The organism is Streptomyces sp. NPDC085937, from assembly GCF_044540535.1.
In the GTDB taxonomy this organism is placed as follows: Bacteria; Actinomycetota; Actinomycetes; order Streptomycetales; family Streptomycetaceae; genus Streptomyces.
Map to the genome: position 1 here is coordinate 1 of NZ_JBITSH010000027.1, position 17207 is coordinate 17207.

The 17207-nt window shown below is 70.9% G+C and carries 13 protein-coding genes; 5 read left to right on the plus strand and 8 right to left on the minus strand.

Features of this window, described 5'->3' with window-relative positions:
- Positions 1–257: 257 nt before the first annotated feature.
- The 3 genes from ACIF8S_RS32930 to thyX form a co-directional block, all read right to left on the minus strand.
- The gene (locus ACIF8S_RS32930) at positions 258–1943 is read right to left on the minus strand and encodes a ribonuclease J (protein ID WP_400004166.1); all 1686 of its coding nucleotides are present in this window, start codon (positions 1941–1943) and stop codon (positions 258–260) included.
- Positions 1944–2098: 155 nt separating this feature from the next.
- A complete protein-coding gene (gene dapA, locus ACIF8S_RS32935) occupies positions 2099–3001 on the minus strand; it encodes a 4-hydroxy-tetrahydrodipicolinate synthase (protein ID WP_024888483.1) in 903 nt (300 codons plus the stop codon).
- Positions 3002–3221: 220 nt separating this feature from the next.
- Positions 3222–3962, minus strand: a complete 741-nt coding sequence (thyX, locus tag ACIF8S_RS32940) for an FAD-dependent thymidylate synthase (RefSeq protein WP_024888484.1) — start codon at positions 3960–3962, stop codon at positions 3222–3224.
- 211 nt (positions 3963–4173) lie between these two features.
- Between thyX and ACIF8S_RS32945 the strand changes: the two genes are divergently transcribed.
- The gene (locus ACIF8S_RS32945; RefSeq protein WP_349794070.1) at positions 4174–4413 is read left to right on the plus strand and encodes a hypothetical protein; all 240 of its coding nucleotides are present in this window, start codon (positions 4174–4176) and stop codon (positions 4411–4413) included.
- A gap of 114 nt (positions 4414–4527) precedes the next feature.
- Positions 4528–5085 carry a hypothetical protein gene (locus tag ACIF8S_RS32950; protein WP_400004169.1) on the plus strand — a complete coding sequence of 186 codons (558 nt, stop codon included), beginning with the start codon at positions 4528–4530 and terminating at the stop codon, positions 5083–5085.
- A 21-nt stretch (positions 5086–5106) separates the two neighbouring features.
- Here ACIF8S_RS32950 and ACIF8S_RS32955 read toward each other — a convergent pair whose 3' ends face one another.
- From ACIF8S_RS32955 to rpsO, 5 genes are all read right to left on the minus strand, one after another.
- A complete protein-coding gene (locus ACIF8S_RS32955) occupies positions 5107–5550 on the minus strand; it encodes a hypothetical protein (protein WP_215213860.1) in 444 nt (147 codons plus the stop codon).
- Between the two features lie 14 nt (positions 5551–5564).
- Complete coding sequence (gene dapB / locus ACIF8S_RS32960; RefSeq protein ID WP_400004171.1) at positions 5565–6317, minus strand: 4-hydroxy-tetrahydrodipicolinate reductase; 753 nt, start codon at positions 6315–6317, stop codon at positions 5565–5567.
- A 35-nt stretch (positions 6318–6352) separates the two neighbouring features.
- Positions 6353–7732: a M16 family metallopeptidase gene (locus ACIF8S_RS32965; RefSeq protein WP_400004173.1), complete on the minus strand. Its 1380-nt coding sequence runs from the start codon at positions 7730–7732 to the stop codon at positions 6353–6355.
- The gene (locus ACIF8S_RS32970) at positions 7729–9951 is read right to left on the minus strand and encodes a polyribonucleotide nucleotidyltransferase (RefSeq protein WP_349794077.1); all 2223 of its coding nucleotides are present in this window, start codon (positions 9949–9951) and stop codon (positions 7729–7731) included. The genes ACIF8S_RS32965 and ACIF8S_RS32970 overlap by 4 nt, the downstream gene beginning before the upstream one ends.
- Positions 9952–10309: 358 nt before the next feature.
- Positions 10310–10597: a 30S ribosomal protein S15 gene (gene rpsO, locus ACIF8S_RS32975; protein WP_006130415.1), complete on the minus strand. Its 288-nt coding sequence runs from the start codon at positions 10595–10597 to the stop codon at positions 10310–10312.
- A 269-nt stretch (positions 10598–10866) separates the two neighbouring features.
- On the opposite strand from rpsO, the gene ACIF8S_RS32980 reads away from it, so the two are divergent.
- The 3 genes from ACIF8S_RS32980 to ACIF8S_RS32990 all read left to right on the plus strand — a co-directional run bounded on the left by ACIF8S_RS32980 (position 10867) and on the right by ACIF8S_RS32990 (position 17193).
- Positions 10867–11166 carry a DUF397 domain-containing protein gene (locus ACIF8S_RS32980; RefSeq protein ID WP_400004176.1) on the plus strand — a complete coding sequence of 100 codons (300 nt, stop codon included), beginning with the start codon at positions 10867–10869 and terminating at the stop codon, positions 11164–11166.
- Between the two features lie 315 nt (positions 11167–11481).
- Complete coding sequence (locus tag ACIF8S_RS32985; protein WP_400004178.1) at positions 11482–15054, plus strand: SCO5717 family growth-regulating ATPase; 3573 nt, start codon at positions 11482–11484, stop codon at positions 15052–15054.
- Between the two features lie 276 nt (positions 15055–15330).
- Positions 15331–17193, plus strand: coding sequence for an ABC transporter substrate-binding protein (locus ACIF8S_RS32990; RefSeq protein WP_400004180.1), 1863 nt, complete (start codon positions 15331–15333; stop codon positions 17191–17193).
- The last annotated feature ends 14 nt before the right edge of the window (positions 17194–17207 follow it).

Below are 17207 nucleotides of genomic sequence, written 5' to 3' on the forward strand. Positions count from 1 at the left end.
CCGACTCTATCAGATCTTTCCGATCCGATTTCCTCGGTGCTTTCCAGGCCGGCGCTTTCGCGCTTTCCCTTTCCGGCGGTTCCGACTTTATCAGAGATTCTGAGTCGGTTTTTCCACCCCCACCGGGACTGGTTCCACCGCATGAAGCGGTCGGGTGCCCGATCGGGAGGAGCTGTAAACGTACTGGAGCGGGGCGCCCCGATGCAAATCGAGGTGCCCCGCTCCTGGTTCGCTCGTGCGTGGTGTCCGACGGACCGTCAGACCTCGACCACCACGGGCAGGATCATCGGCCGGCGCCGGTAGGTGTCGGAGACCCACTTGCCCAGCGTGCGGCGGACGAGCTGCTGCAGCTGGTGGGGTTCGACGACCCCGTCCTGGGCCGAGCGCTCCAGCGACTCCGTGATCCTCGGGAGCACGTCGCTGAAGGCCGAGTCCTCGATGCCGGAACCGCGCGCCTGGATGTGCGGCCCGCCCGTGATCTTGCCGGTGGACGAGTCCATGACGACGAAGACCGAGATGATGCCCTCGTCTCCGAGGATCCTGCGGTCCTTGAGCGCCGGTTCGCCGACGTCGCCGACGGAGAGGCCGTCGACGTAGACGTAGCCCGCCTGGACCTTGCCGGAAATTCTCGCCTTGCCCTCGACCAGGTCGACGACCACGCCGTCCTCGGCGATGACGATGCGGTCGTGCGGGACGCCGGTGAGGGCGCCCAGTTCGGCGTTGGCGCGCAGATGGCGCCATTCGCCGTGGACCGGCATGAGGTTCTTCGGGCGGCAGATGTTGTAGAAGTACAGCAGCTCACCGGCCGAGGCGTGTCCGGAGACGTGCACCTTGGCGTTGCCCTTGTGGACGACGTTGGCGCCCCACCGGGTCAGTCCGTTGATCACGCGGTAGACCGCGTTCTCGTTGCCGGGGATGAGCGACGACGCCAGGATCACGGTGTCGCCGTCGACGATCCGGATCTGGTGGTCGCGGTTGGCCATGCGGGACAGCGCGGCCATCGGCTCGCCCTGGGAGCCCGTGCAGACCAGGACCACCTCTCTGTCGGGGAGGTCGTCGAGCGTCTTGACGTCCACGACCAGGCCCGGCGGGACCTTGAGGTAGCCGAGGTCACGGGCGATGCCCATGTTGCGCACCATGGAGCGGCCGACGAAGGCGACCCTGCGGCCGTACTCGTGGGCGGCGTCCAGGATCTGCTGGATGCGGTGGACGTGGCTGGCGAAGCTGGCCACGATGATCCGCTTGCCGGCGCCCGCGAAGACCTGGCGCAGCACGCCCGAGATGTCGCGCTCGGGCGGGACGAAGCCGGGGACCTCGGCGTTCGTGGAGTCGGCGAGCAGGAGGTCGATGCCCTCCTCGCTGAGCCTGGCGAACGCGTGCAGGTCCGTGAGGCGGTTGTCCAGCGGGAGCTGGTCCATCTTGAAGTCGCCGGTGTGCACGGCCATGCCGGCGGGCGTGCGGATCGCCACGGCGAGCGCGTCGGGGATGGAGTGGTTGACCGCCACGAACTCGCAGTCGAAGGGACCGATGCGCTCGCGCTGCCCCTCCGCCACCTGGAGCGTGTACGGGCGGATGCGGTGCTCCTGGAGCTTGGCCTCGATGAGGGCGAGGGTGAGCTTGGAGCCGATCAGCGGGATGTCCGGCTTCTCCCGCAGGAGGAAGGGGACGCCGCCGATGTGGTCCTCGTGGCCGTGGGTGAGGACGATGCCCTCGATGTCGTCGAGGCGGTCCCTGATCGACGAGAAGTCGGGCAGGATCAGGTCGATTCCGGGCTGCTCCTCCTCGGGGAAGAGCACTCCGCAGTCGACGATCAGCAGGCGGCCTCCGTACTCGAAGACCGTCATGTTGCGGCCGATCTCGCCGAGGCCGCCGAGCGGGGTGACCCGTAGGCCGCCTTCGGGCAGCGGCGGGGGCGGGCCGAGTTCAGGATGCGGATGGCTCAAAAGACTCTCCTCAACCACACGCGCCACGTACCGGTGGGGCACGTGGCGCGCATGACGTTCGTGCAGAAGCAGTTGTCGTTCGGTGGTGCGGGCACCGGTGGCCCGCGTATTCAGTTGTGAGGTCTGGCTGCGCGCCCTGGGCGCGCGAAGTCTGATTACTGGAGTTGTACCCCGCCGGCGGCAAGATCGATCTTGAGCTGCTCGATCTCTTCGGGCGTGCACTCCACCATGGGGGCGCGCAGGGGGCCTGCGGGGAGGCCCTTGAGCGCGAGCGCCGCCTTAGTGGTCATCACGCCCTGGGTGCGGAACATGCCCGTGTAGACGGGGAGCAGCTGCTGGTGGATCTCGGTGGCCTTCTGCACGTCGCCGGAGGTGTACGCCTCGACCAGGGCGCGCAGCTCGGGGGTGACGACGTGGCCGACGACGGAGACGAAGCCGACCGCTCCGATGGACAGCAGGGGCAGGTTGAGCATGTCGTCGCCGGAGTACCAGGCGAGGCCGGTGCGGGCGATGGCCCAGCCGGCCCGGCCGAGGTCGCCCTTGGCATCCTTGTTGGCGACGATGCGCGGGTGCTCGGCGAGGCGGACGAGCGTCTCGGTGCTGATCGGGACGCCGCTGCGGCCGGGGATGTCGTAGAGCATGACGGGCAGCTCGGCGGCGTCGGCCACGGCCGTGAAGTGCCGGTACAGGCCCTCCTGCGGGGGCTTGTTGTAGTAGGGCGTGACGACCAGCAGGCCGTGGGCGCCGGCGCGCTCCGCGGCGCGGGCCAGTTCCATGCTGTGGTGGGTGTCGTTGGTGCCGACCCCGGCCACGACGTGGGCACGGTCGCCGACCGCCTCCACGATCGCCCGTACGAGATCCGCTTTCTCCGCGTCGCTGGTGGTGGGGGACTCGCCGGTGGTGCCGTTGATGATCAGGCCGTCGTTGCCTGCGTCCACCAGGTGGGTGGCGAGCCGCTGAGCGCCGTCGAGGTCGAGTGCGCCGTCCGCCGTGAAGGGCGTGACCATGGCGGTGAGGACCCGCCCGAAGGGGGTCTGCGGAGTGGAGGTCGGAGCCATGGGTTACACGCTACTCGTTGCTCAGGTCGGGGTCTTCCCTCGGGGGAGGCGACGGAGGGGGACGAGCGGGGAGCCCGGCACTGCCTGCTCGGGGGTTCAGGCAGTGCCGGGCCCGTTCGATCAGGCTAGATGAACTTCTCGAAATGCCGCAATACGGACACTTCGCGCGGCTGATCCGTACATCTGTACTTGACGGTCGTGCCGGGCCACGGCGGGGCGCCTACGGAGCGACGCGTCCGTTGGTGTTGAAGGCGGCGTAGGTCAGCGGCATCAGGCGGGCCCACTCGGCCTCCATCTTCTCGCCGACCATCTCGATCTCCCGCTGCGGGAAGGACGGGACCTTGGCCAGTTCGTGCTGCGTGCGCAGGCCGAGGAAGTGCATCAGCGAGCGGGCGTTGCAGGTGGCGTACATGGACGAGTACAGGCCGACAGGGAGCACCGAGCGGGCGACCTCACGGGCGACGCCGGCGGCCAGCATCTCCTGGTACGCCTCGTAGGCCTGACGGTAGGAGTCCTCCATCGCGCGGCCGGTCAGCTCCTGCTGGGCCGCGGTGCCCTCGACGAAGCGGTACTTGCCGGGGCGGCCCTCCTGGACCAGCTTGCGGGAGGCGTCCGGGACGTAGAAGACGGGCTGGAGCTCCCGGTAGCGGCCCGACTCCTCGTTGTACGACCAGCCCACCCGGTGCCGCATGAACTCGCGGAAGACGAAGATCGGGGCACTGATGAAGAAGGTCATCGAGTTGTGCTCGAAGGGGCTGCCGTGACGGTCCCGCATCAGGTAGTTGATCAGGCCCTTGGACCGCTCCGGGTCCTTGTTCAGCTCGTCCAGGGACTGCTCGCCGACCGTGGAGACGCGGGCGGCGAACAGCACGTCGGCGTCGGACGCGGTGTGCTTGACCAGCTCGACGGTCACGTCGCTGCGGAAGCTGGGCTTGAGGTCGTCGGCAGGGGTGTCGGTCACGGCGCAGGGGGTCCTTCCATCACTTCTCTCGGGCGGCGCCCACTCTACGGCGCGGCACCGACGAGAGGACCTTCGCTCCCGGGACGCGACATACGGAGGTGAACTGCGGCGTACTTCTGCGAATTCGGTGAAAGTGGGCACCTTTCCGGGCTGTCGCTCGTCTGTCCCGGTGACACTGATCCGTTCGATGCTTGGAGGGAGGGCCTCCCCGATGTCCGGTCCGCGTGAACCCGTACCGTTCGCCTTCGTCGCGGATGCCGAGAGGTTCCGCAGCAATGTCGCCCCGCCGCCCCGGGAGCGTGTCTCCGTCGGGCAGCTGGCCGGGCGCTGGCTGCTCGGGCTCACCCTGGTCGCCGGGCTGGTGGGCGCCCTGATCGTCGGGATGCCCTCCCTGTCCACCGGGCCCTCGGGAGCCGGGCAGCAGCAGTCGCAGGCCGGCCAGGGGCGCTGATCCACCGGCAGGGGGGCACCGGAGCCGTCCGGACCCCTGAGGGTGGTGACTGGTGACACAGATCGAATAGCCTCACCGGGCACTGCCCACGCATGGATCGAGTGAGGACCAGTCGTGCCCCTGCCCTTCCTGACGGCCGATCGCGCTTTCGACACGGCGGACGACGTCGCGTTGCCGTACGACGACCGGGACCGCTGGCGGCGTCCCTACCGTCCCGGTCCCTGGCGCGTGGGAGCCGCCGCGCTCCTGCTGCTGCTCGCCTCGTTCGTGCTGTTCGCCGCCGTGATCATCGCCGCGACAGCGACACCCGCGTCGGCCGCCACCGTGTTCGCCGTGGCGCTGGTCGGTGTGGCGGCGGCGCTGCGGCTGCTGCGCATGGGCGTGTGGGTCAGCGCCCGCGGGCTGCGTCACGTGGCCTTCGTCAGCACCCGGACGACGGCCTGGGACCAGGTCGTCGGGGTGCGAACGGTGCAGCAGCCGGTGCGCTGGCTGGGGCTGCCCCGGACCGTGCAGGGACAGGCGCTGGTGCTCGCCCGGCGCGGGCGCTCCGCGGAGGCCTTGCCGCCGCTGCTGACCTCGCACAACGCCGATTTCCTGGGGCGTGACCAGCTGGCCTTCGACCGGGCGGCCGACACCGTCGAGGCGTGGGCCGACGAGTACGGGCGCGCCTGACCCCTCCCGTCCCCCGCGCGCTCAGGAGGCGGTCTTGTGCAGGGCGATCGCCCGCTGCATCGCCTGGCGGGCGCGTGGGGTGTCCCGGGCGTCGTGGTAGGCCACGGCGAGCCGGAACCAGCTGCGCCAGTCGTCGGGGGCGTCCTCCGTCTCGGCCTTGCGGAGCGCGAAGACCTCGTCGGCCGACTCCCGGTCGATCCGGCCGCTGGGCAGCCGCCTCAGGTTGTCCACCGGAAGGCCGCCCTCGGCGTCCAGCTCGGCGGCGAGCCGGTTGGCGTCCCGGACGAACTGGGTGTTCTTCCAGAGGAACCACACCCCGATGACCGGCAGGATCAGCACGGCCACCCCGAAGGTGACCGTGAGGAGCGTGCCGGCCTTGATGAGCAGCACGCCGCGGCTGCCGACCAGGACGAAGTAGACGACCAGGACGGCGGCCGTGAGGGCGTAGGAGATCTTCGCGCGCATGGGGTGGGACCGGCTCAGTTCAGGTCGAGGAAGTGTTCCAGGCCGAAGGTCAGGCCGGGAGTGGTCACCACGCGGCGGACGCCGAGCAGGATGCCCGGCATGAAGCTGCTGTGGTGCAGGGAGTCGTGGCGGACGGTGAGGGTCTCGCCCTCGGCGCCGAGCAGGACCTCCTGGTGGGCGAGGAGGCCGCGCAGCCGGACGGCGTGCACCGGGACCCCGTCGACGTCGGCGCCGCGGGCGCCGTCGAGGGCGGTGGCCGTGGCGTCGGGGGCGGGGGCGCTGCCGGCCTGACGGCGGGCTTCGGCGATGAGCTGGGCGGTGCGCGTGGCGGTGCCGCTGGGGGCGTCCACCTTGTTGGGGTGGTGCAGCTCCACGACCTCGACGGACTCGAAGTACGGGGCGGCGATCTGGGCGAACTTCATGGTCAGCACGGCGCCGATGGAGAAGTTCGGGGCGATGAGCACGCCCGTCTCCGGGGACTGGCCGAGCCAGCCCCCCAGCTGCGCGAGGCGGTCGTCGGTCCAGCCGGTGGTGCCGACCACCGCGTGGATGCCGTGGCGCACGCAGAAGTCGAGGTTGCCCATGACCGAGGCGGGGGTGGTCAGCTCCACGGCGACCTGGGCGCCCGTCTCGGCGAGGGTCTCCAGCTTGTCGCCCCGGCCGAGGGCGGCGACCAGTTCCATGTCCTCGGCGGCCTCGACCGCCCGTACCGCCTCGGAGCCGATGCGGCCCTTGGCACCGAGGACCGCCACGCGCAGCTTGCTCATGTTCGTTGTTCCTTACCGGGTGTGTTCCGGGTGGGTCAGGCTACGGCGTCGTGCAGCCGGGCCGCCTGCTTGTCCTTCAGCGGGCCGATGACCGACAACGAGGGCCGCCGTCCCAGGATGTCCCGGGCGACCGAGCGGACGTCGTCCGGGGTGACCGAGGCTATCCGGGCCAGCATGTCGTCGACCGACATCTGCTCGCCCCAGCACAGCTCGCTCTTGCCGATACGGTTCATCAGCGCACCGGTGTCCTCGAGGCCGAGGACGGTCGAACCCCTGAGCTGGCCGATGGCGCGTTCGATCTCGTCGTCGGGCAGTCCGTGCTCGGCGACCTGGTCGAGCTCGTCGCGGCAGATCTTCAGCACGTCGTGCACCTGCGAGGGCCTGCAGCCCGCGTAGACGCCGAACAGGCCGCAGTCGGCGAAGCCGGAGGTGTACGAGTACACGCTGTAGGCCAGGCCACGCTTCTCGCGGACCTCCTGGAACAGCCGGGAGGACATGCCGCCGCCGAGGGCGGTGTTGAGCACGCCGAGCGCCCAGCGCCGCTCGTCGGTGCGGGCCAGGCCCGGCATGCCGAGGACGATGTGGGCCTGTTCCGTTTTGCGGCCGATGAGCTCGACGCGGCCGGCGGTGCGCAGCGCGCGCGAGCCGCCGCGCGGGGCGATCGGCTCGGCCGCGAGATCCTTGAAGGCACCGGCCTTCTCGAAGGCGGCGCGGACCTGGCGGACGACCTTGTCGTGGTCGACGTTCCCGGCGCAGGCGACCACGAGGTGCGTGGGGTCGTAGTGCTTGCGGTAGAAGCGGCGGATGCGGTCGGCGGTGAGGGCGTTGACGGTGTCGACCGTGCCGAGGACCGGGCGGCCGAGCGGGTTGTCGCCGAACATGGTGTGCGCGAACAGGTCGTGCACGCAGTCGCCCGGGTCGTCCTCGGTCATCGCGATCTCTTCGAGGATGGCGCCGCGTTCGACGTCGACGTCCTCCTCACGGATCACCGAGCCGGTCAGCATGTCGCACACCACGTCGATGGCGAGCGGCAGGTCGGTGTCGAGCACGCGCGCGTAGTAGCACGTGTACTCCTTGGCCGTGAACGCGTTCATCTCGCCGCCGACGGCGTCGACGGCGGAGGAGATGTCCAGCGCGGAGCGGGTGGCCGTGCCCTTGAAGAGCAGGTGCTCCAGGTAGTGGGTGGCGCCGTTGAGGGCGGGGGTCTCGTCGCGCGAGCCGACGTGCGCCCAGATGCCGAAGGTCGCCGAGCGGACCGAGGGCAGGGTCTCGGTGACGATGCGCAGGCCTCCGGGGAGGGTGGTCCTGCGGACCGTGCCGATGCCGTTCTCGCCCTTGATGAGGGTTTGGGTACGGGCGACGGCCCGCGCCTCCGAGGAGGTGCGGGCCGTCGCCTTGGAGCTCAGGGACGTCACTTGTCGGCGTCGTCCTTCTTGTCGTCGTCGGAGCCTTCTTCGCCCTCGATCACGGGGATCAGGGAGAGCTTGCCGCGGGAGTCGATCTCGGCGATCTCGACCTGGACCTTCTGGCCCACACCGAGGACGTCCTCGACGTTCTCCACGCGCTTGCCACCGGCCAGCTTGCGGATCTGCGAGATGTGCAGCAGACCGTCCTTGCCGGGCAGCAGGGAGACGAACGCGCCGAAGGTGGTCGTCTTGACGACCGTGCCCAGGTAGCGCTCGCCGACCTCGGGCATCGTCGGGTTGGCGATGCCGTTGATCGTGGCGCGGGCGGCCTCGGCGGCCGGGCCGTCGGCGGCACCGATGTAGATGGTGCCGTCGTCCTCGATCGTGATCTCGGCGCCGGTGTCCTCCTGGATCTGGTTGATCATCTTGCCCTTCGGGCCGATGACCTCACCGATCTTGTCGACCGGGATCTTCACGGTGATGATCCGCGGCGCGTTGGGGGACATCTCGTCCGGCGTGTCGATCGCTTCCATCATCACGTCGAGGATGTGGAGGCGGGCGTCACGGGCCTGCTTGAGGGCGGCGGCCAGGACGGAGGCCGGGATGCCGTCCAGCTTGGTGTCGAGCTGGAGGGCGGTCACGAAGTCCTTGGTGCCGGCGACCTTGAAGTCCATGTCGCCGAAGGCGTCCTCCGCACCGAGGATGTCGGTGAGGGCGACGTAGTGCGTCTCGCCGTTGATCTCCTGGGAGATCAGGCCCATGGCGATACCGGCGACGGGGGCCTTCAGCGGCACACCGGCGTTCAGCAGCGACATGGTGGAGGCGCAGACCGAGCCCATGGACGTCGAGCCGTTGGAGCCGAGGGCCTCGGACACCTGACGGATCGCGTAGGGGAACTCCTCGCGCGTCGGCAGCACCGGCACGATGGCGCGCTCGGCGAGGGCGCCGTGGCCGATCTCGCGGCGCTTGGGGGAGCCGACGCGGCCGGTCTCACCGACGGAGTAGGGCGGGAAGTTGTAGTTGTGCATGTAGCGCTTGCGGGTCACCGGGGAGAGGGTGTCCAGCTGCTGCTCCATGCGCAGCATGTTCAGCGTGGTGACGCCCAGGATCTGGGTCTCACCGCGCTCGAACAGCGCCGAGCCGTGCACGCGCGGGATGGCCTCGACCTCGGCGGCCAGGGTGCGGATGTCGGTGACACCGCGGCCGTCGATGCGCTTCTTCTCCTTGATGACGCGCTCGCGGACCAGGGACTTGGTCAGCGCGCGGTACGCGGCGGAGATCTCCTTCTCGCGGCCCTCGAACTCCGGCAGGAGCTTCTCGGCGGCGAGACCCTTGACGCGGTCCAGCTCGGCCTCGCGGTCCTGCTTGCCGGCGATGGTGAGCGCCTGGGCCAGCTCGGGCTTGACGGCGGCGGTCAGCGCCTCGAGGACGTCGTCCTGGTAGTCCAGGAAGATCGGGAACTCACCGGTCGGCTTGGCGGCCTTGGCGGCGAGGTCGGCCTGGGCCTTGCAGAGCACCTTGATGAAGGGCTTCGCGGCGTCCAGACCGGCGGCGACGACCTCCTCGGTGGGCGCCTCGGCGCCGCCCTCGACCAGCTTGATGGTCTTGTCGGTGGCCTCGGCCTCGACCATCATGATCGCGACGTCGCCGTCCTCCAGGACGCGGCCCGCGACGACCATGTCGAAGACGGCGTCCTCGAGCTCGGTGTGCGTCGGGAACGCGACCCACTGGCCGCGGATCAGCGCGACGCGGACGCCGCCGATCGGGCCGGAGAAGGGCAGGCCGGCCAGCTGCGTGGACGCGGAGGCGGCGTTGATCGCCACGACGTCGTACAGGTGGTCGGGGTTGAGCGCCATGATCGTGGCGACGACCTGGATCTCGTTGCGCAGGCCCTTCTTGAAGGACGGGCGCAGCGGGCGGTCGATCAGGCGGCAGGTGAGGATGGCGTCCTCGGAGGGACGGCCCTCACGGCGGAAGAAGGAGCCGGGGATCTTGCCGGCCGCGTACATCCGCTCCTCGACGTCCACCGTGAGGGGGAAGAAGTCGAGCTGGTCCTTGGGGTTCTTGGATGCGGTGGTGGCCGACAGCACCATGGTGTCGTCGTCCAGGTACGCCACGGCGGAGCCGGCGGCCTGCTTGGCCAGGCGGCCCGTCTCGAAGCGGATGGTGCGGGTGCCGAAGGAGCCGTTGTCGATGACGGCCTCGGCGTAGTGGGTCTCGTTCTCCACCAGCGTTTTCTCCGTTACTTGTCGTCTTTTGCCCCCTTCGCCCGTGTGGCGAGGGGACGGGGCGGAGAAGCGCTCCACTGGTGCGGGCCGGTCTTCGATCGAAGCACCCGGGGTTCACTCTCCCGGGGGCCACTACCGAGGACCGGCGGCGGCGAGGTGCGCTTCCCCTCGTACGGGGGACGTCGGGCGACGTCCCCGTGTGATGCCCGCTGATCGCCTACCCGATGCGACGCGGCTCATCACGCTGAGTCGTAGTTACTGCGTTGTGCTACCACACTACAAAGCCGTGGTGACAGTCCGCACGTACAGCAAAGGGAGCGGCCCCCTTGTCCCAGGGAACCGCTCCCTCCACGGCGTCTTACTTGGCGCCCGCCGCACCGCGGCGGATGCCGAGGCGCTCGACCAGCGCACGGAAGCGCTGGATGTCCTTCTTGGCGAGGTACTGCAGCAGCCGGCGGCGCTGACCGACGAGGATCAGCAGACCGCGGCGGGAGTGGTGGTCGTGCTTGTGGGTCTTCAGGTGCTCCGTCAGGTCGGAGATCCGACGGGACAGCAGAGCGACCTGGACCTCGGGGGAGCCGGTGTCACCCTCCTTGGTGCCGAACTCGGAGATGATCTGCTTCTTCACTGCGGCGTCGAGCGACACGCGTACTCCTCGTGATTCTGTGGTGGCCACCGAGTGCCCCCGGTCTGCGTCTCGGGGGGTCTTCCATGACTCGGAAGGCGGGGATCCGCTGGGCGCGGCCTCCAGAGCGCGAACGGCTCCGGGGGTGCGTACACAAACGGCCATCGCCCAGAGTAGCAGGTGGAGAGGGGCGTCTTTCCCCCGGTCCGGCGAACCCGCCAGGAGGGAAGAGGCAGGCCACTAGGGTGAGCGCTCGGATCGATCGTACGTCGGGAAGGGGTCGCTGGGGCATGGCGGAGACGGCTGAGGAGATCAAGGCACGCAAGGAGCGGGAGAAGGACGAGCTCTACGCCCTCGACATCTCCGGCGTCGAGTGGCACGGCGCTCCGGGCACGGAGGAGCACGAGGAGCGGGTGGAGATCGCGTACCTGCCCGGCGGCGCCGTGGCCATGCGGTCCTCCCTCGACCCCGGGACGGTGCTGCGGTACACGGAGGCAGAGTGGGAGGCGTTCGTGCTGGGCGCGCGGGACGGCGAGTTCGACCTGGAGCCCGCGGAGGGCGACGAGGGGACCGCTGCCGCCGCCGGGTAGTCGTGTCGGCCGGGTAGTCGTGTGGAGATATGGAAACGGGCGGTGCGCGTGCGTGCCGCCCGTTTGCCGTGTCTGCCGACGAGCTGAGTGAGTTTGCCCTGTACGTAGCGATTCCGTACGGCTGTTGACCGTGTCGCCGCGGGTGGGGCGCCCGCCGGGGCGGGGGGAACGGGGCTGACGGGGCGGGGTACCTGGTGATTAGGCTGGTGTCCGGTGCGACGTCAGAACCCGTTCAACGGGCCTGGGCGTCCTACGGGGAGGGCAGATGGTCGCCCCCAGCACGGCACGAGGGTGCTCGACCAATCAGGAGGAACTGTGAGCAGCGATCGGGACGGTACGCACGGGAGCTGGGCGACCCCCGGCGATGACCAGCCCGACGCGGAGTCCGCCGTCGAGACGACGGGCGAGTTCACCATCGACTACGCGCCGCCGGCCTGGTACACGCAGAACGCCTCGGAGGGCGGCGCCTCGGGGGCGTCGTCGTCCGGTTCGTCGTCCGGTTCGTCGGCGGAGGCTGGACGTTCGCCTTCCTCTGAGTCCTCCGGCGCGCCCGGTACGTCGTCGGCGCCGTCGGCTCCCTCCGGCAGGCCCGTTCCTCCGCTGCCGGGACTGACTCCGCCGCCGCACGCCGTGGGAGCCTCGGGGCCGTCCGCCCTGCCGACGCCTCCGGCACCGGCTCCGGGGGCACCTTTCACTCCGCCCGCGCCTGCGCCTGCTCCGGGCGCCCCCTTCACACCCCCCGCGCCCGCGCCCGGTGCGCCGTTCACGCCTCCCCCGCCGCCGACCGCCGGGCCGGTGGCCGTGCCGCGGCTGCCGGTGGGCAGCGGGTTCGAGCCGCAGCGGCCGGAGGCGGACAAGGACGAGGAGCGGGACTCCGCTCCGTCCGGTGCGTCCGCTTCCCCGACGGCCGTACCGAGCATGCCGGTCGGTCAGGTCCCGTCGCCGTCGCCCGAGCCGCAGGCCGCCCCGGCGTCCGCGGAACCCGCTGAGCAGGCGGAAGCGTCGGACGGCCTCGGCCTCGGCAACGGCGACTTGGAGAGCGGGGCCACGATTCGTTTCTCCTCCGCCGCGTTGAAGCGGGAGATCGCCGAGCGTGAGGCCGCGGAGACGGCAGCGGCCCGCTCCGAGACGGAGGACGTGGAGGCCGAGGGGCCGTCAGGAAGCGTCGTGTCGACGGATGTCGGCGAGGAGGAAGAGGCTTCGGACACCGGTGCCGAGGCCGGCCTCGACGCGGATTCCTTCGGTCCGGCGGATGCCGAGACCGTGAAGGACGACGCGGTGGCCGAGGAGGACGACGAGTCCCCGGTGGCCGACCTGCGGGACGACACCGCGGAGGAGCGGCCGGAGACCGCGCCCGAGGACACCGCGCCGTCCGACGACGTGCCGGTGGACAGCGACGGTCCCGTGGACGGCGACGGCCGCGCGGACGAGGACGTGCAGACGGCGGAGGAGGCGCTAACGGCGGACGACGAGCCCGCCGACGCCGCGCCGGTGAGCGCCGAGGCGGAGCAGGACGACGAGCCGCAGGTCGCCGCCGAGCCGGAGGACGAGGTTCCCGCTGGGGCGGACAACCGGGCCGACGAACCTGAAGACGCCGTTCCCGGTCCGGTCGACGCCGTTCCGCCGGCCGGAACCGCCGCCGTGCCGCAGGTACCCCCGCCCCCGCCCGCGTACCCCGCCGCCCCGCCGTCGGCCGGTGACTGGTCCGTGCAGCCGCCGCAGCAGCCGGCACCGCAGGGTGGCGTGCCCGCACAGCAGCCTCCGTTCCAGCCGCAGGCGCCGCAGCCCGCACCCGCCGCCTGGAATCCCCCGCCGGTTCCCCCTGCCCAGCCGGCTCCGCCCGCCCCGCCGGCCGGTTACGGTTTCCCCCAGCCGGGTGCCCCCGAGGCCCAGCCCCCCGCACAGCCGCAGCCGCAGCCGGGCGCGCCCGCACCCCAGGCCGGGTACGGGTTCCCGCCCGCCGCACCGGAACCGCAGCAGGCCCGACCCCCGGCCTCCACCCCGCCCGCACCGGAGCAGCCGCAGGGGCCGAACCCGCCCGCGCCGCCCGCCGGTTACGGCTTCCCGCACGCCCAGCAGCCCGCGCCTCAGGCCGGTTACGGTTTCCCCCAGCCGGGCGCCCCCGCAGCCCAGCCCCCCACGCAGCCGCAACCGCAGCCGGGTGCGCCCGCACCGCAGACCGGGTACGGGTTCCCGCCCGCAGGCCCTGGGCCGCACCAGCCGTCCGCTCCCTCCGCGCCCGCACCGGAGCAGCCGCAGGGGCCGAACCCGCCCGCGCCGCCCGCCGGTTACGGCTTCCCGCACGGTGAGCCGGCGGCCGCTCCCAGCACCCCCACTCCCCCGGCGCAGCCGAGCGGCTACGGCTTCCCCCAGCAGCCGCAGTACCAGCAGCCCGCCGCGTCCGGACAGCCCCAGCCGCCTCAGCAGCCGCACCCCGGTGTCCCGCCGCAGGCGCAGCCGCCCCAGGCGCAGCCCCCGCAGCAGCCCGTCGATCCGCGGACCGGTACGGCGTGGCCGCAGCCCGTTCAGCACGACCAGCGGCAGCCCACCAACCCCGGTGCCGCGCCGCTCGGTTACACGGCCGCCGTCGAGCTGTCGTCGGACCGGCTGCTCAACAGCAAGAAGCAGAAGGCGAAGAGCAGCCGTCCCGCGTCCGGCGGGTCGCGGTTCAAGCTGGGCGGGAAGAAGGAGGAGGCCGAGCGGCAGCGGAAGCTGGAGCTGATCCGCACGCCTGTGCTGTCCTGCTACCGCATCGCGGTCATCAGCCTCAAGGGCGGCGTCGGCAAGACGACCACCACCACGGCGCTCGGCTCCACGCTCGCGACCGAGCGGCAGGACAAGATCCTCGCGATCGACGCCAACCCGGACGCCGGCACGCTCGGCCGCCGCGTGCGGCGCGAGACCGGGGCCACCATCCGTGACCTGGTGCAGGCGATCCCGTACCTCAACTCGTACATGGACATCCGGCGGTTCACGTCGCAGGCGCCCTCCGGTCTGGAGATCATCGCCAACGACGTCGACCCGGCCGTGTCCACGACGTTCAACGACGAGGACTACCGGCGCGCCATCGACGTGCTCGGCAAGCAGTATCCGATCATCCTCACCGACTCCGGCACCGGTCTGCTGTACTCCGCCATGCGCGGGGTGCTGGACCTGGCCGACCAGCTGATCATCATCTCCACGCCGTCCGTGGACGGCGCGAGCAGCGCCAGCACCACGCTGGACTGGCTGTCGGCGCACGGGTATGCGGACCTCGTGTCCCGGTCCCTCACCGTCATCTCCGGAGTGCGCGAGACCGGCAAGATGATCAAGGTGGACGACATCGTGGCGCACTTCGAGACGCGCTGCCGGGGTGTGCTCGTCGTCCCGTTCGACGAGCACCTGGCCGCCGGTGCCGAGGTGGACCTCGACATGATGCGGCCGAAGGTGCGGGAGGCGTACTTCAACCTCGCGGCGCTGGTGGCGGAGGACTTCGTGCGGCACCAGCAGTCGCACGGCCTGTGGACGTCCGACGGCAACCCGCCGCCGGTCGCCGCGCCGCCCCTCCCCGGCCAGGCGGTCCCCGGGCAGCCGGTCCCCGGCCAGGGCGCCCCGGGTCCGTACGTGCCGGGTCAGGCCGTCCCCGGCCAGACCGCCCCGGGCCCGTACCCGCCGCAGCCGCAGCCGCAGCCGCAGCCGCACCAGCCGTACCAGGGCCAGCCGTACGCCCACCCCGGACAGCCGGGTCACCCGGGTCAGCCTCCCGCCCAGCCCGGACAGCCTCCCGCGCAGCCCCCCGCCCCACAGGGACACCCCCAGGCGCAGCCGGCGCAGCCCTACCCGCAGGCGCCGGGTCAGCCGTATCCCCCGCAGCCGGGGCACCCCGGGCATTCCGGCCCGCAGCAGTAGGACCGGCACCCCGGACGACCTCGCCCGCACGTGACAGCGGCCCCCTTCGCGGGGCCGCTTTCGCGTCCAGGGCCGAAAAGCGCCGTCAGCCGCTGGCCAGCAACGCGTCAGTGGTCTCGACCAATGGGTGCAAACGTTGCGTCAACTCGCTGTTTCCGCAGGCCACATGGGGTGTCCGGGCCGTTGACGCCCGCAGGTGCCGCTGATAGACACACTCATCACTCATCTGATCAACCCGTCCTTCCCGTGCGAGTGATGACGCGAGGTCTGCGACCCATGGACACGAACGATCAGTACGGCGGTCACCACCGCACAGCCGGCCGGGCCCGGCTCGTCGTGGCGGCCGGTGCCGCGGCGCTGGCGCTCAGCGCCGGGCTCGCCACTCCGCTCAATCCCGCCCCGCAGCAGGCCCGCGCGGCCGACGACGGCGGCAGCACGCTGACCGTGGCGGTGGCGCAGAGCGTCGACTCGCTCAGCCCCTTCCTCGCGGTGCGGCTGCTCAGCACGAGCATCCACCGGCTCACCTACGAGTACCTCACCAACTACGACCCGAAGGACAACCACGTCATCCCGGGTCTGGCCACCAAGTGGGAGTCGTCGCCCGACAAGCTGACCTGGACGTACACCATCCGCTCCAACTCCTCGTGGTCGGACGGGAAGAAGGCCACCGCCGAGGACGCGGCCTGGACGTTCAACACGATGATGACGGACTCCGGGGCGGCCACCGCGAACGGCAGCTTCGTCGCCAACTTCGAGAAGGTGACCGCGCCCAGCCCCACCCAGCTGGTCATCAAGCTGAAGAAGCCGCAGGCCACCATGACGGCGCTGGACGTGCCGATCGTGCCCAAGCACGTGTGGGAGAAGGTCGACGACTTCTCGAAGTTCAACAACGACAAGGACTTCCCGCTCATCGGCAACGGGCCGTTCGTGCTCACCGACTACAAGCCGGACAGCTACGTGCGCCTGAAGGCGAACAAGGACTTCTGGCGCGGGGCGCCCAAGTTCGACGAGCTGGTCTTCCGCTACTACAAGGACCAGGACGCGGCGGTGTCGGCGCTGCGCAAGGGCGAGGTGTCGTTCGTCGCGGGCTCGCCGTCCCTCACGCCCGCCCAGGCGGACTCACTCAAGGGTGAGAAGAACATCAAGGTCAACGACGCGCCGGGGCGCCGCTTCTACGCGCTGGCCACCAACCCGGGCGCGCGGACGAGGAGCGGCGAGAAGATGGGTGACGGTCACCCCTCGCTGCTCGACCAGCGGGTGCGCAACGCGCTGTTCCGGGCGGTGGACCGCGAGACCGTCATCGACAAGGTGTTCCAGGGGCACGCCGTGGAGGGCGCCGGCTACATCCCGCCGCGCTACGCGCAGTACTTCTGGGAGCCGGAGGCCGGTCAGGAGCTGGCGTACGACCCGAAGGAGGCGGCGCGGCTGCTCGACCAGGCCGGTCTGAAGCTCAACAGCGCGGGCAAGCGCGTCGGCAAGGACGGCAAGCCGATCGTGTACCGGGTGCTGTGCCACGCGACCGACCCGAACGACAAGGCGATCGGGCAGTACCTCCAGGAGTGGTGGGGCGACCTCGGCATCGGGGTCACGCTCAACTGCCTGGACAACGTGACCGATCCCTGGCTCGCCGGTGAGTACGACCTGGCCTTCGACGGGTGGTCGGTCAACCCCGACCCCGACTTCGTGCTCTCCATCCACACCTGCGCGGCGCTGCCCGCCACACCGGAGGAGACCGGCGCGACCGACAACTTCATCTGCGACAGGACCTACGACGAGCTGTACGACCGGCAGCTCGCCGAGTACGACCCGGACAAGCGGGCCGCCCTCGTCAAGCAGATGGAGTCGCGGCTCTACGACCTCGGGTACATGAACGTCATGGCGTACCCGAACGCCGTCGAGGCGTACCGCACGGACCAGATCGAGTCGATCACCACGATGCCGGCGGCGGCCGGCAACATCTACGGCCAGGACGGCTACTGGAGCTGGTGGTCGGCGGTGCCCGCGGACTCCGCCGACGGCGGCGGCGACTCGTCGTCGGCCGGAGTGGTGATCGGGATCGTCGCGGGGGTCGTCGTGCTCGCCGGGCTGGGCGCGTTCCTCGCGCTGCGGCGACGGGCCACGGCCGAGGACCGCGAGTAGGCGGCGAACGGCAC